Origin of the sequence: Stutzerimonas kunmingensis, assembly GCF_021432085.1 — a bacterium.
Classification (GTDB): Bacteria; Pseudomonadota; Gammaproteobacteria; order Pseudomonadales; family Pseudomonadaceae; genus Stutzerimonas.
Genome location: NZ_CP090366.1, coordinates 124,379 through 138,056, shown reverse-complemented (window position 1 = coordinate 138,056; position 13,678 = coordinate 124,379). Strand labels below are relative to the sequence as shown.

The window sequence follows — 13,678 nt, the reverse complement described above, 5'->3', positions numbered from 1 at the left end:
GAGGTTTCGCCGCGTACATCCCGCTCATCACCCATTCGCAAAGGGAGGCTGACCGCCCATGGACGCCGCCAAGAAAATGCCCAAGGCCATCATCCTGTTCCCCGTGTTCATTCCAGCCGTGATCGTCACGCTGCTGCTGGTGATCGGGACCATCAGCAATCCGGAGCTGGCCGGTGAGGTGTTCAGCTCGACGCTGGCGTTCATCACGACCAACTTCGGCTGGTTCTACATGCTCTCGGTAGCCTTTTTCCTGGTGTTCATCGTCGGCATCGCGATGACGCCCTGGGGCAGCATCAAGCTGGGCCCGGATCACGCCGAGCCGCAGTACAGCTTCCCGGCCTGGTTCGCCATGCTCTTTTCCGCCGGCTACGGCATTGCCCTGCTGTTCTTCGGCGTGGCCGAACCCGTACTGCACTACGCCTCGCCGCCCGCCGGTGCGGGGGAAACCGTCGACGCGGCCAAGCAGGCCATGCAGATCGCCTTCTTCCACTGGGGCTTTCATATCTGGGCCATCTACGGACTGACCGGTCTGGTGCTGGCGTACTTCTCGTTCCGCCACGGCCTGCCGCTGTCGATGCGCTCGGCGCTGTACCCGATCATCGGCGAACGCATCTACGGGCCGATCGGCCATGTGGTGGATGTCTTCGCGATTCTCGGCACGCTGTTCGGCATTGCCACCACGCTGGGCCTGTCCGTCACCCAGATCAACGCGGGCATCAACTACCTCTGGCCGTCGATACCGATCAGCATCAACGTGCAGATCATCGCCATCGCGATCATCACCGGCCTGGCGATCTGCTCGGTGGTCGCCGGCCTCGACAAGGGCGTGAAAAACCTGTCGCTGTTGAACATGATCCTGGCGATCGGCCTGATGCTCTTCGTGTTTCTGGTCGGGCCTACCATTTTCATCCTCGAAACGTTTCTGCAGAACACCGGCAGCTATCTGAACAACATCATCGAGCGCACCTTCAACCTGCAGGCCTACAGCCGCAGCGACTGGATCGGCAACTGGACGCTGTTCATCTTCGGCTGGACCATCGCCTGGTCGCCCTTCGTCGGCCTGTTTATCGCCAAGATCAGCCGCGGCAGGACCATTCGCCAGTTCGTCTTCGGCGTGATGTTCGTGCCGACCATCTTCACCTTCCTCTGGTTTTCGGTATTCGGCGACACCGCGCTGCACATGATCATGGTCGAAGGCTACACCTCGCTGATCTCGGATGTGCAGGCGGACAACGCCATCGCGCTGTTCAAACTGTTCGAACTGCTGCCGATGACGTCCATCGCCTCGTTCCTGGCGGTGGTGCTGATCATCACCTTCTTCGTCACCTCGTCGGACTCCGGCTCCCTGGTCATCGACTCGCTGGCCGCCGGCGGCGCGCTGCACACGCCGGTCTGGCAGCGTGTGTTCTGGGCCAGCATCGAGGGCGTAGTTGCGTCCGCCCTGCTCCTGGCCGGCGGCCTCAGCGCGCTGCAGACCATGACCATCGCCAGCGCGCTGCCCTTCGCGATCATCATGATGATCGCCGCGCTGGGCATGTGGCGCGCTCTGGTGATCGAAGGCCACCACGAAACCAGCCTGCAAAGCCACATGCAGGGCAGCCGGCTGGCGAGCAACGCCGGTCCCGGCCTGTGGAAGAAGCGCCTGGCGGGGATGGTCAGCTTTCCCAGTCGGGAAGAAGTCGACAGCTTCATGAGCACCACGGTGCTCAAGGCCATGCGCCGCGTGCAGCGCGAACTCAGTGGCCAGGAATGGGCTGCCGAAGTGCACACCGATGAAGCCCACTCGCGGCTCTACCTGGAGGTCATCAAGGACGACCAGGTGGACTTCATCTACGAGATCCGTGCGGTCGGTTACGCCATGCCGGCGTTCGCGCTGACCGAAGGGCCGGAGGCCGACGAGCAGTACTACCGCGCCGAAGTGTTCCTGCGCCGCGGCGGCCAGCATTACGACGTCTACGGATACGACCAGGCGGACATCATCAGCGACATACTCGACCAGTTCGAAAAGTACCTGCACTTCCTGCACATCTCGCCGGGCAGCTTGCCGTGGAAGATGGCCGAGCACGACGAAATGCTCTCCGACGACCAAAACACGCCCAAGCCGGAAGCGAGCTGAGACCGTGGCCGCTTCGCGCCGCACGGAAGCGGACCAAGCCTGCCGTTTACGCAAGGCACCGGAGTGTGCCTGCGCGTACAGCGCCGATTTCATCTATATAGATAGGGGCGCATCGGTGGCCAGCGAAACGTGACCGATCGGTCACAGTGCTCAACGCCGCATCGCGCTTGGCGCATGCCGCATCGCATGCTAGGTTTGCGCCTCGCCAGGACGGCGAGCAGTTCGCGCGGAGCGCACCATCAGATATCTAGACCATGGCGGCCTTCGCCGGTCTGTAAGAGGACCCCTCATGGCCGAGGCCATCCCTGCACTGGAAATCCGCAACCTGCACAAGCGCTACGGCGATCTGGAAGTTCTCAAAGGCATTTCGCTGACCGCCCGCGATGGCGATGTGATTTCCATCCTCGGCTCTTCAGGCTCCGGAAAATCCACCTTTCTGCGCTGCATCAACCTGCTGGAAAACCCCCATGAGGGCGAGATTCTGGTGGCCGGCGAGCAGCTCAAGCTCAAGCGCGACAAGCAGGGCGACCTGGTCGCCGCCGACGGCAAGCAGCTCAATCGGATTCGCAGCGAACTGGGTTTCGTGTTCCAGAACTTCAACCTCTGGCCGCACATGACCATCCTCGACAATATCATCGAGGCGCCGCGCCGCGTGCTCGGCCAGAGCAAGGCCGAAGCCACCGAAGTGGCCGAGGCGCTGTTGGCCAAGGTCGGTATCGACGACAAGCGCCACGTCTATCCCAACCAGCTGTCCGGCGGTCAACAGCAGCGCGCGGCCATTGCGCGGACGCTGGCGATGCAGCCAAAAGTGATCCTCTTCGACGAGCCCACCTCGGCGCTCGATCCGGAAATGGTACAAGAAGTGCTTGCAGTGATCCGGTCGCTCGCCGAAGAAGGCCGCACCATGCTGCTCGTCACCCATGAGATGAATTTCGCCAAGCAGGTATCCAGCGAAGTGGTATTCCTCCACCAGGGCCTGGTCGAGGAGCAAGGAACGCCCGAGCAGGTATTTGACAATCCTCAATCGGCGCGCTGTAAACAATTCATGTCCAGCCATCGCTAATGGAGCAACACCGCATGAAGAGCTATAAGAAGATCCTGCTGACCGCTGCTGCATCGTTGATCATCGGCACCCAGGCATTCGCCGCGGAAAAACTACGGATTGGTACCGAAGGCGCCTACCCGCCCTTCAACCTGATCGATGCCAGCGGCAAGGTGGTCGGTTTCGACCTCGACATTGCCCACGCCCTCTGCGCCAAGATGCAGACCGAGTGCGAAGTGGTCACCTCGGACTGGGACGGCATCATCCCGGCGCTGAATGCCGGCAAGTTCGACTTCCTTGCCGCCTCGATGTCGGTGACCGAAGAGCGCAAGAACGCCGTCGATTTCACCGACCACTACTACACCAACAAGCTGCAGTTCGTGGCGCCCAAGTCCACCGACTTCAAGACCGACAAGGACTACCTGGACGGCAAGGTCATCGGCGCCCAGCGCGCGACCATCGCCGGTACCTGGCTGGAAGACAACCTGGACGGCGTGGTCGACATCAAGCTCTACGACACTCAGGAAAACGCCTATCTGGACCTGGCCTCCGGCCGCGTCGACGGCATCCTGGCCGACACCTTCGTGCAGTGGGAATGGCTCAAGAGCGATGCTGGCAAGGGCTTCGAGTTCAAGGGCGAGCCGGTATTCGATGACGACAAGATCGCCATCGCCGTGCGCAAGGGCAACGACGAGCTGCGTGAGAAGCTGAACAAGGCGCTGGCCGAGATAATCGCTGACGGCACCTACAAGCAGATCAACGACAAGTACTTCCCGTTCAGCATTTACTGATCCAACCGAGCCGAAGCCCGGTCGCCTGAAACTGGCCGACCGGGCTTCGGTGTTTGAGCTTCTATGATTCCTGACCTTCACGGATTCGGTCCGGCGCTTATCGCCGGCACCTGGATGACCATTCAACTGGCCCTCGCCTCCCTGGCGCTGGGGCTGGTGCTCGGTCTGCTCGGCGCTCTCGCCAAGACCTCGCCCTACAGCGCGCTGCGCTGGCTCGGCGGCACCTATTCGACGATTGTGCGCGGCGTACCCGAACTGCTCTGGGTACTGCTGATCTATTTCGGCACCATCAGCCTGATTCGCGGTATCGGCGAGCTGTTCGGCATCGAGAACCTGGCCCTCAGCCCGTTCGCCGCCGGCACCATCGCCCTTGGTTTGTGCTTCGGCGCCTACGCCACCGAAGTCTTCCGCGGGGCGCTGCTGGCCATTCCTAAGGGACACCGTGAGGCTGGCCTGGCCCTGGGGCTGGGCAAACGGCAGATCTTCACGCGGCTGATCCTGCCGCAGATGTGGCGCCTGGCGCTGCCGGGTCTGGGCAATCTGTTCATGATCCTGATGAAGGACACGGCACTGGTATCCGTCATCGGCCTGGAAGAGATCATGCGCCGCTCGCAGATCGCCGTGACCGCCAGCAAGGAGCCTTTCACCTTCTTCCTGGTCGCGGCCTTCATCTACCTGTGCCTGACCATCGTCGCCATGATCGGCATGCACTTCCTCGAAAAACGTGCCGGCCGTGGCTTCGTGCGGAGCGCAGCATGACCTGGGAAATCTTCATCAAGTGGCTGCCGAGCTTCATCGAAGGCGCCTGGCTGACGCTGCAACTGGTCGGTGTTTCGGTCGTCGCCGGGCTGATCCTCGCCGTGCCGCTGGGCATTGCCCGCTCCTCCCGCCTGCTGGCCATACGCGCGCTGCCCTATGGCTACATCTTCTTCTTCCGCGGCACCCCGCTGCTGGTGCAACTGTTCCTGGTCTACTACGGCATGGCGCAGTTCGAAATCGTGCGCCAAAGCGCGCTCTGGCCGTACCTGCGTGACCCGTACTGGTGCGCGATCATCACCATGACCCTGCACACCGCCGCCTATATCGCCGAGATCATCCGCGGAGCGATCCAGAACGTGCCGCCGGGTGAAGTCGAAGCCGCACGGGCGCTGGGCATGTCACGGGCGCAGGCTCTGCTGCACATCATCCTGCCGCGCGCGACGCGCATCGGCCTGCCGGCCTACAGCAACGAAGTGATCCTGATGCTCAAGGCCAGCGCCCTGGCCAGCACCATCACGCTGCTGGAACTGACCGGCATGGCGCGCAAGATCGCCGCCCGCACCTACCTGCACGAGGAAATGTTCCTCACCGCCGGCCTGATCTATCTGCTGATCGCCTTCGTGCTGATGCAGGGCTTCAAACTGCTGGAGCGCTGGCTGCGGGTCGACGCCTGCCAGGGACGCTGATTCCCGCACTGCCTCCTTGCGCAAGGAGGCAGTGACCCTTTCTGAATCCCGCCTTCACTCTGCGGTCAGACGCAGATCCCGAACCCTTACGAGATTCCCCATGCCTGTCGATATCCAACGCATCGAAATGAACCAGCTCGCCTGCTGGCGAGTACGCCGCGGTGAGGACGAACTGCTGATCGCCGAACAGGGCGCGCAGATCCTCAGCTATCGCCAGGGCGATGCGCCGCCGATCATCTGGCTCAGCGAGGAGGCCGCCTTCGAACAGGGCCAATCGGTACGCGGAGGCGTACCCGTGTGTTGGCCGTGGTTCGGCGATCTGGCGCGCAACCCACAAGAGGTCCAGGCGAGCTACCACGGCGAGCAACCCGCGCCCTTCCACGGCTTGGTGCGCGCCCTGCCCTGGCAATTGCGGAAGCAGCACGGCGAAGGCGATACGGCGACTCTCGAGTTCCACTGCCCGCAGGCGCTCGACGCACTGCCGGGCTGGCCGCACCGGGTCGAATTGACGTTGCGGATTCGCCTCGCCGATGATCTCCAGCTCAGCCTCAGCAGCCGCAACGACGGCGACGAAAGCGTTGCCATCAGTCAGGCGCTGCACAGCTACTTCGCCGTCAGCGACATCCATCAGGTGCGTGTGGAGGGCCTCGCCGGCTGCCCATACATCGACACGCTGCTGAGCTGGAAAGAATGCCAGCAACAGGACGACCTGCATTTCAGCGGCGAAACCGATCGTGTCTACCAGCAGCTGCCGGCCACCCTGAATCTTGTCGATCCGGCGTGGCAGCGGCGCATCCGACTGACCACCAGCGGGTCGATGTCCGCCGTGTTATGGAATCCGTGGATCGACAAGGCACAGCGTCTGACGAGCTTCGCCGACGATGCCTGGCAGCGGATGCTGTGCATCGAGACGGCCAATGTGCTGGACGACGCGGTGGTGCTCCAGCCGGGTCAGCGCCACACCCTGGCTGTGTCCATATCGGCAACTTCCAGCGGCCTATAACATTAATCACTCCCAATTCTGTGACCGGGTAGAAAGTTGCACGTAAGTATTCTCTTACAAGCAACCGGTATATTTCCTACGAAGTAAGTTGTTATACAAAGGCAACTTAATCCCCCGTTTTGAATTAGTTCCGTCGCCAGCTGCTTAATATTCCCAGCTGCAACGGAGATCACACTTCTCGCCTTGAACGACACATACCCCACGTCTAGGATGCCCACCCCATAAGGCCCTGTTCAATTTGTTGCGCAAGGACGGTGTGCAAGAAGTTGCGCACCCCTTTTCTCGGAAACGTTCCGCTTTTGATATTGGCGGCATGTTTCAAAGTTCACGGATCGAACTTGAGCGTCACGGAAGACCCAATGCACGCCAGCGCACTCAGCAAGCATTATCTGGAACTTGCCAGAAAGCCGGTCAATGACAGCAATTTCGCTGGCGACGACATTCGCTACAGCAGCGAATTCGAATTGCTCGAGGCTGAACTTGCCAAGGCCGGGGCACTGCATCAGACCACCGGCATCGACTGGCAGAAGGTCCGCGAAGGCAGCGAAGTGCTGCTCGCTTCGCTGTCCAAGGATCTGCGCGCCGCCGCCTGGCTCACATGGAGCCTGTTCCAGCGCGAGTCGTTCGCCGGGCTACAGGCGGGGCTGAATTTGCTGCAGTACCTGTGCAGCAATCACTGGGCCGAACTGCATCCACGCAAGCCACGCACCCGCGCCGCCGCGATCAACTGGTTGCTGCCGCGCCTGGAGCAGACCTTTTCCGAAGACGTGCCGGTTGGCGAACAGCTGCCACTGTTTCGCAGCCTCGCCGAGCAATTGCATGCGCTGGAGCAGTGCCTGTCCGGCCATCTGGGCGAAGACGCACCGCTGCTGCTGCCGCTGTGCCGCCAGCTCGACGGCATGGTCAAACGCGCCAGTCAGGGACAGGCGCAGCCAGGTACGGTGGGGGCGGCCATTGCCCAGGTCAAGCAGGTCGCCAGCCAGGTCTTCGCTCCCGGCTCGCCGATAGAGAACGACAAGGAAGCGCTCAAGGCCGTGCGCAACCTGCAGGAGCAGGCGCGCCCACTGACCGCCTGGTGGCTCAAGCAGCGCACCAGCGATCTGCGCCCCCTGCGCCTCGCGCGAACCCTGCTCTGGCTGAGCATCGACAGCCTGCCGGAGCACAACAGCGAGCAGATTACCGCGCTACGTGGCGTACCCGCCGACAAGCTCGCCAGCTACCGCGAACGCTTCGCTCAAGGGCAGTACGCCGACCTGCTGGTGGACCTGGAAAACAGCACCGCGCGCGCGCCGTTCTGGCTGGACGGCCAGCGCCTGGCCTGGGAGTGCCTGCAGGAGCTGGACGCCGCGCAGGCCATGCGCGAAGTGGAGATCCAGCTCGCGCTGTTCCTGCAACGCGTACCGCGTCTGGAAGAGCTGTGCTTTCACGATGGTACGCCGTTTGCCGATGCCGAAACCCGTGCCTGGATCAGTGGCCAGGTCATGCCCCATGTGCAGCCGACAACGGCCGCCAGACAGGAGGAGCCGCCCGTAGCCGGCACCCTGCAACCGAGCTGGGAGCTCGCGCTGCAGGAAGCTGTGCCGCTACTGCGCAAGGACGGCCTCAAGCCCGCAGTGCAACAGCTCAAACAGGGCCTGGCGCGCGCCCGTGGTGGCCGCGAGCGCTTCTTCTGGCAGCTGAGCCTCGCCCGCCTGTGCTACCAGGCCAAGAAATACGAGCTGGCCAAAACCCAGCTCGAAGCACTCGACCAGCAGCTCGAAGCCAGTGGCCTGGGCAGCTGGGAACCCGATCTCGCCCTCGAGGTACTGCGCCTGCTGCACAGCTGTTGCGAGCTGCTGCCGCAGAACCACGCCGTGCGTGAAAGCAAGGATGAGATTTACCGCAGGCTGTGCCACCTCGATCTCGAAGTGGTGCTGGATTAACCGCAAAGGAGAACACCATGGCCAAAGAAGGCTCGGTTGCACCCAAGGAACGCATCAACGTCACGTTCAAGCCGGCCACCGGCAATGCTCAGGAAGAGGTCGAGCTGCCCCTCAAGCTGATGGTTCTGGGCGATTTCACCCAGCGCGCCGACGATCGCAAGATCGACGACCGCAAGCCCATCGCCATCGACAAGAACAGCTTCGACGAGGTCCTGGCCAAGCAGGAGCTGAACCTGACCTTCGGCGTGCCGAACCGTCTGCAGGACGAGCAGACCGATGACGAGCTGGCCGTGCAGCTGCGCATCAATTCGATGAAGGACTTCAACCCGGCCAATCTGGTCGAGCAGGTCCCGGAGCTGAAGAAACTGATGGAACTGCGCGACGCCCTGGTCGCCCTGAAAGGCCCGCTGGGCAACGCCCCGGCCTTCCGCAAGGCCATCGAAAGCGTACTCGCCGACGACGATTCGCGTGACCGCGTACTCGGCGAACTGGGCCTGGCGGCCAAAGAGAAGCTGGACGCCTGATATCACCGACAAGGAAGCACATCTACATGACCACTAGCGCAGCCGCCGTCGAGCACGGCAACCACCTCGCCGAAGGCGGCATCCTCGACCGCATCATCGCCGAAACCCGCCTGACCCCGGACGACGAGGCCTACGACATCGCCAAGCGCGGCGTCTCGGCCTTCATCGAAGAACTGCTCAAGCCGCAGAACGAAAACGAGCCGGTGAAGAAGGCCATGGTCGACCGCATGATCGCGGAGATCGACGCCAAGCTCAGCCAGCAGATGGACGAGATCCTTCACCACCCGCAGTTCCAGGCCCTGGAGTCCTCTTGGCGCGGCCTGAAGCTGCTGGTCGATCGCACCAACTTCCGCGAGAACATCAAGCTCGAGCTGCTCAACGCCTCCAAGCAGGACCTGCTCGACGACTTCGAAGACAGCCCTGAGATCGTTCAGTCCGGCCTGTACAAGCACATCTACACCGCCGAGTACGGCCAGTTCGGCGGCCAGCCGGTCGGTGCGCTGATCGCCAACTACTTCTTCGATCCCAGCGCACCCGACGTCAAGACCATGCAGTACGTTGCCAGCGTCGCCAGCATGTCCCACGCGCCATTCATTGCCGCTGCCGGCCCGAAGTTCTTCGGTCTGGAAAGCTTCACCGGCCTGCCGGACCTGAAGGACCTGAAGGATCACTTCGAGGGCCCGCAGTTCACCAAGTGGCAGAGCTTCCGCGAACAGGAAGATGCCCGCTACGTCGGCCTGACCGTCCCGCGCTTCCTGCTGCGCAACCCCTACGATCCGGAAGACAACCCGGTGAAGAGCTTCGTCTACAAGGAAAACGTCGCCGGCAGCCACGAACACTACCTGTGGGGCAACACCGCCTACGCCTTCGCCAGCCGCCTGACCGACAGCTTCGCCAAGTTCCGCTGGTGCCCGAACATCATCGGCCCGCAGAGCGGCGGAGCAGTGGAAGACCTGCCGCTGCACCATTTCGAAAGCATGGGCGAGATCGAGACCAAGATCCCAACCGAAGTGCTGGTTTCCGACCGTCGCGAGTACGAGCTGGCCGAGGAAGGCTTTATCGCCCTGACCATGCGCAAGGGCAGCGACAACGCCGCGTTCTTCTCCGCCAACTCGGCGCAGAAGCCCAAGTTCTTCGGTAATAGCGAGGAAGGCAAGACCGCCGAGCTGAACTACAAGCTCGGCACCCAGCTGCCCTACCTGTTCATCGTCAACCGCCTGGCGCACTACCTGAAGGTGCTGCAGCGCGAGCAGATCGGTGCATGGAAGGAGCGCACCGACCTCGAACTGGAACTCAACAAGTGGATCCGCCAGTTCGTCGCCGACCAGGAGAATCCGAGCTCCGAAGTACGCAGCCGTCGTCCGCTGCGCGCCGCCCAGGTCAACGTCAGCGACGTCGAGGGCGAACCGGGCTGGTACCGCGTCAGCCTCAGCGTGCGTCCGCACTTCAAATACATGGGCGCGGATTTCACCCTGTCGCTGGTCGGCAAGCTGGACAAGGAATAAGCACTTGAACGGATACGGCAGCCTCTTCGAACGCCTCGGCGGTGACGCCGCACGGCGCTCTGGCTGGAGCCGCGAAGTCGCGGCGATGGCCTCGGTGGCTGCCCATCTGGCCAAGATGCTCAGCACCCGAGCGGGCAGCGTGCAGACGCTGCCCGACTACGGGTTGCCCGATCTCAACGATATGCGCCTGTCGCTGCACGACTCGCTGCAGCAGGCGCGTATCGCCATCGAACGTTTCATCGAAGCGTACGAACCCAGGTTGACCCAGGTGCGCGTGCTGTCGCTGCCGCGCACCCACGATCCACTGACCCTCGCCTTCACCATCGAAGGCCTGCTGGAAGTGGATGGCCTCAAGCGCCAGGTCAGCTTTTCCGCCAGCCTGGATGGCAGCGGACAGGTCAAGGTCCAGTAAGGAGACAACGGATGTCCGGCAAACCCGCAGCCCGCCTCGGCGATCCTACCGCCTGCCCGAAGACGGGCCACGGCACCAACCCCATCGCCGTCGGCTCACCCGACGTGCTGTTCGACGGCCTGCCGGCCGCACGCATGGGCGACGCCTCCGCCTGCGGCGGCGCAATGGCCAGCGCCGTGATTCCCAATGTGCTGATCGACGGCAAGCCGGCGGCGGTGGTGGGCAGTGTGGGTAACCACGGCAATGTCGTCACCGCCGGTTCGGGTACGGTGGTCATCGGCAGCAGCCATAGCGCGGCGCCCTTCCTCGCGCCTGCCGTCCTTGGAGTTGCCAAGACAGTTACTGCAGCGGCCGCTGCCGCCGAGGCCTTTCGCTCATCTGCACCGGTGGCCCGCGCCTGGCAGGAAGAGCCGGGGGACCTAGCGCCTTTGGGCCTGGAAGAAGAAGACGAAGAAGAGGAGCTGGTCGATCAGCCGCAGCAACAGGCGCGCCAGGGCATCACCCTGCGAATCGGCGTGTTCTTCGATGGCACCGGCAACAACCTGGCTAATGCTGCCGTGACCGAAAAGTGTCGTCAGGACGACCTGACCCTGCTGGACGAGCGCACCCTCGGGGAGGTCGTCGAGTATTGTAGGGCGCATGGTTTCGGCGGTAGCGAAGGCAACGGCTTCTTTACCCAGACACCGGACAACAGCTACGGCAACGCGCCGAGCAACGTAGCGCGGTTGTTCGACCTGTACCAGGACGATGCGACCCGGAGCCTGGCTAAGGACGAGCGTAGCGCCAGCATCAAGGCGTATCTCGAAGGCATCGGCACCAGCAGCGGCGAGGAAGATTCGGTATACGGGCAAGCTACTGGGATGGGCGATACCGGCGTAGTAGCCCGGGTGATGCAGAGCCCCAACACGATCAGCCTACAGCTGGGCCTATTTACGGAAAGCAATCCCGAAGTGCAGGTCGACGCGTTGGAATTCGATATCTTCGGATTCAGCCGCGGCGCAGCAGCAGCTCGCCATTTCGCCAATGAATTGCTCAAAGCCAACGGTGGGGTGCTGGCTGGCCTCCTGCGCCCAGGCCAGTTCGGGCTGTCAGAAGACTTCGAATGGAGCGGCCACGCCTGCATCAACTTTATCGGGCTGTTCGATACGGTAGCAGCCGTGGCCGACCCAATGAGGTGGGACTTCAGCCCTGCGGACCACCTAAATCCAGGCGTCAACCTGTACCTGCCTCCGGGTTGCGCACGCAAGGTAGTCCAGCTCACGGCTCGTGATGAGATGCGCTGGAACTTCGCGCTCAATAGCGTGGCTCCGCATCACCAGGAGATAGCCCTTCCCGGCGCGCACTCGGATATCGGTGGTGGCTATCTTCCGATTGCCCGGGAAAAGCTGATCTTGAGTCGTCCTGTCAGCTCCACGGTGCCCGCTGGGACGTCTATTGAAAACACGCACGCCTGGCGTGAAACCAGCCGTCAATACGAGAAGTGGATGGCTCTCGGGCTACCGGAAGATCAGCTTAAAAAAGAGGTTCGCCGCATCCGCAAACTCAACCCCCGCGGCGTCAACCATCCACCGGAGGACTGGGTATTAGGCCTGGTAACTATTGACCGTCAGATACGCGGCGAGTTGGCGCTGGTGTATTTGCGTGTGATGCGGGAACTAGCAGTGCAGCAAGGAGTTCCTTTCGACTTCATCGATGAAAGAGAAAGAGCAACCGCACTGCCCGAGGAGCTTCAGAAAATTGCCGATAAGCTGATGGCTTTTTCCAAAGGAGGCCGTTACGGCCTGGATAAAAATGAAGAACGCTTGCTTCGGAGAAACTACATCCACCTGTCAGCGAACTGGAAGCCCTCTGGCGGTCTGCTTATCAGCAAGCCAGCACCCAACGTCCGTCTGATCTACAACAACCAGCCACAGCAAGGCTATCCCGAATGAAGAGTCTCTTTCTCGCCTGCGCATTCGTCCTGCTCAGTGGATGCGCGAGCAGCCAAGCCCAACCCAGACTGCCGTTTGACACTTGGTATGCAGGCGTTATCGCACCCGACCATATGGAAGTCTGGGTGGAGAGCGTGGATGTAATCGACCGCCGTGGGCTGGCTTACGAAAGAGTCGGTGGCGGCGTGCCATCCTATGCAAGCGTCGTAACCGGATGGCCATCGCATCCGGCCGGAACCGCCGGGAAGGGCCTACGTGGCATCGACCTACCGGAGATCATTTTTGTGCGCTGGCAATCACTGGTCGAACCGCAGACCTATAACGTGCGCATCAATGTTCCCGAATGGGTGCGTGAGGAGATGCTCAAGCCTCAGGCTCCTTACTGCCGTGGCGAGAAAAGAGTCGTCGAAGGGATGTATCGCAGGGTTATAACCATCGGCGTGGCCCCTGGAGGCATCGCCAAGGCCTGGGTAGGCGGACCCTGCCTGCAATCCATCGAAATAGGTCGCTTCGAAGCGGCCATCAGCAAGGTCGGGCCGTACGGCGGGAAATCCAACGGAGAACATCGTCCACTCTCGGACAAAGCCAAGGCCTATATCGAGCAACACGGGGTGCCCTATGGCTCGTGGTAAACCCTCCTCACGCTGCGCCCGCCTGGCGCTCGCGGCCCTCGCGCTGATATTGGCCGCCTGCACCAACACTTCCCCGCCGCTGCGCGAACTGGCCGGGCGCTACGAACTGGTCGGCGTGGTGGAAATGGGCTCGCAGCTGCTGCTCCATGAGCAAGGCACGTTCGAGGCGGTGCTCTACTACGGCAGCCTCGACATCCAGGGTCGAGGGCGCTGGGTAATGGTGGACGGGCAAGTCGAATTGCGCGAACGAGGGCCGAGGGCCTTCTTCGACAAGATGAGGCTGAAGCCACACGGCAACTGTCTGCTCGTGAACATGGACACCTCCACGGGATGCTACCGCCGACGCTAGGAGACC

General features: G+C 62.2%; 13 protein-coding genes. All 13 read left to right on the top strand.

The features are described from left to right. Window positions 1–58 precede the first annotated feature (58 nt). The 13 genes from LW136_RS00685 to LW136_RS00625 all read left to right on the top strand — a co-directional run bounded on the left by LW136_RS00685 (window position 59) and on the right by LW136_RS00625 (window position 13,672). Window positions 59–2,116, top strand: a complete 2,058-nt coding sequence (locus LW136_RS00685) for a BCCT family transporter (protein WP_045665975.1) — start codon at window positions 59–61, stop codon at window positions 2,114–2,116. 289 nt (window positions 2,117–2,405) lie between these two features. Next, entirely contained in the window at window positions 2,406–3,179 is a 774-nt protein-coding gene (locus tag LW136_RS00680) for an ABC transporter ATP-binding protein (protein WP_221103598.1), read from the top strand. Between the two features lie 14 nt (window positions 3,180–3,193). After that, window positions 3,194–3,949 (top strand): ABC transporter substrate-binding protein, encoded by a 756-nt coding sequence (locus LW136_RS00675; RefSeq protein WP_023444040.1) that lies wholly within the window; start codon window positions 3,194–3,196, stop codon window positions 3,947–3,949. A gap of 63 nt (window positions 3,950–4,012) precedes the next feature. Beyond that, window positions 4,013–4,708 carry an ABC transporter permease gene (locus LW136_RS00670; RefSeq protein WP_046617414.1) on the top strand — a complete coding sequence of 232 codons (696 nt, stop codon included), beginning with the start codon at window positions 4,013–4,015 and terminating at the stop codon, window positions 4,706–4,708. Further along, the gene (locus LW136_RS00665) at window positions 4,705–5,394 is read left to right on the top strand and encodes an ABC transporter permease (protein WP_046617413.1); all 690 of its coding nucleotides are present in this window, start codon (window positions 4,705–4,707) and stop codon (window positions 5,392–5,394) included. The genes LW136_RS00670 and LW136_RS00665 overlap by 4 nt, the downstream gene beginning before the upstream one ends. A gap of 100 nt (window positions 5,395–5,494) precedes the next feature. Continuing rightward, window positions 5,495–6,397: a D-hexose-6-phosphate mutarotase gene (locus LW136_RS00660; protein ID WP_234174423.1), complete on the top strand. Its 903-nt coding sequence runs from the start codon at window positions 5,495–5,497 to the stop codon at window positions 6,395–6,397. 359 nt (window positions 6,398–6,756) lie between these two features. Continuing rightward, on the top strand, window positions 6,757–8,319 hold the full coding sequence (tssA, locus tag LW136_RS00655) for a type VI secretion system protein TssA (RefSeq protein ID WP_042927626.1): 1,563 nt from the start codon (window positions 6,757–6,759) through the stop codon (window positions 8,317–8,319). Window positions 8,320–8,336: 17 nt separating this feature from the next. Next, window positions 8,337–8,843, top strand: a complete 507-nt coding sequence (gene tssB, locus LW136_RS00650) for a type VI secretion system contractile sheath small subunit (protein ID WP_234174421.1) — start codon at window positions 8,337–8,339, stop codon at window positions 8,841–8,843. A 26-nt stretch (window positions 8,844–8,869) separates the two neighbouring features. Further along, entirely contained in the window at window positions 8,870–10,348 is a 1,479-nt protein-coding gene (tssC, locus tag LW136_RS00645) for a type VI secretion system contractile sheath large subunit (RefSeq protein ID WP_023444045.1), read from the top strand. Window positions 10,349–10,352: 4 nt separating this feature from the next. Further along, on the top strand, window positions 10,353–10,760 hold the full coding sequence (gene tssE, locus LW136_RS00640) for a type VI secretion system baseplate subunit TssE (RefSeq protein WP_003303358.1): 408 nt from the start codon (window positions 10,353–10,355) through the stop codon (window positions 10,758–10,760). A gap of 11 nt (window positions 10,761–10,771) precedes the next feature. Beyond that, window positions 10,772–12,691, top strand: a complete 1,920-nt coding sequence (locus tag LW136_RS00635) for a PAAR domain-containing protein (protein WP_234174419.1) — start codon at window positions 10,772–10,774, stop codon at window positions 12,689–12,691. After that, window positions 12,688–13,323, top strand: a complete 636-nt coding sequence (locus LW136_RS00630) for a DUF2931 family protein (RefSeq protein WP_101275408.1) — start codon at window positions 12,688–12,690, stop codon at window positions 13,321–13,323. The genes LW136_RS00635 and LW136_RS00630 overlap by 4 nt, the downstream gene beginning before the upstream one ends. After that, a complete protein-coding gene (locus LW136_RS00625; protein ID WP_234174417.1) occupies window positions 13,310–13,672 on the top strand; it encodes a hypothetical protein in 363 nt (120 codons plus the stop codon). The genes LW136_RS00630 and LW136_RS00625 overlap by 14 nt, the downstream gene beginning before the upstream one ends. Window positions 13,673–13,678: the final 6 nt, after the last annotated feature.

Excerpts from the sequence above, each read along its gene's own strand:
- LW136_RS00685 (WP_045665975.1), top strand. The coding sequence starts at position 59 with ATGGACGCCGCCAAGAAAATGCCCAAGGCCATCATCCTGTTCCCCGTG.
- LW136_RS00680 (WP_221103598.1), top strand. The coding sequence starts at position 2,406 with ATGGCCGAGGCCATCCCTGCACTGGAAATCCGCAACCTGCACAAGCGC.
- LW136_RS00675 (WP_023444040.1), top strand. The coding sequence starts at position 3,194 with ATGAAGAGCTATAAGAAGATCCTGCTGACCGCTGCTGCATCGTTGATC.
- LW136_RS00670 (WP_046617414.1), top strand. The coding sequence starts at position 4,013 with ATGATTCCTGACCTTCACGGATTCGGTCCGGCGCTTATCGCCGGCACC.
- LW136_RS00665 (WP_046617413.1), top strand. The coding sequence starts at position 4,705 with ATGACCTGGGAAATCTTCATCAAGTGGCTGCCGAGCTTCATCGAAGGC.
- LW136_RS00660 (WP_234174423.1), top strand. The coding sequence starts at position 5,495 with ATGCCTGTCGATATCCAACGCATCGAAATGAACCAGCTCGCCTGCTGG.
- tssA (WP_042927626.1), top strand. The coding sequence starts at position 6,757 with ATGCACGCCAGCGCACTCAGCAAGCATTATCTGGAACTTGCCAGAAAG.
- tssB (WP_234174421.1), top strand. The coding sequence starts at position 8,337 with ATGGCCAAAGAAGGCTCGGTTGCACCCAAGGAACGCATCAACGTCACG.
- tssC (WP_023444045.1), top strand. The coding sequence starts at position 8,870 with ATGACCACTAGCGCAGCCGCCGTCGAGCACGGCAACCACCTCGCCGAA.
- LW136_RS00635 (WP_234174419.1), top strand. The coding sequence starts at position 10,772 with ATGTCCGGCAAACCCGCAGCCCGCCTCGGCGATCCTACCGCCTGCCCG.
- LW136_RS00630 (WP_101275408.1), top strand. The coding sequence starts at position 12,688 with ATGAAGAGTCTCTTTCTCGCCTGCGCATTCGTCCTGCTCAGTGGATGC.
- LW136_RS00625 (WP_234174417.1), top strand. The coding sequence starts at position 13,310 with ATGGCTCGTGGTAAACCCTCCTCACGCTGCGCCCGCCTGGCGCTCGCG.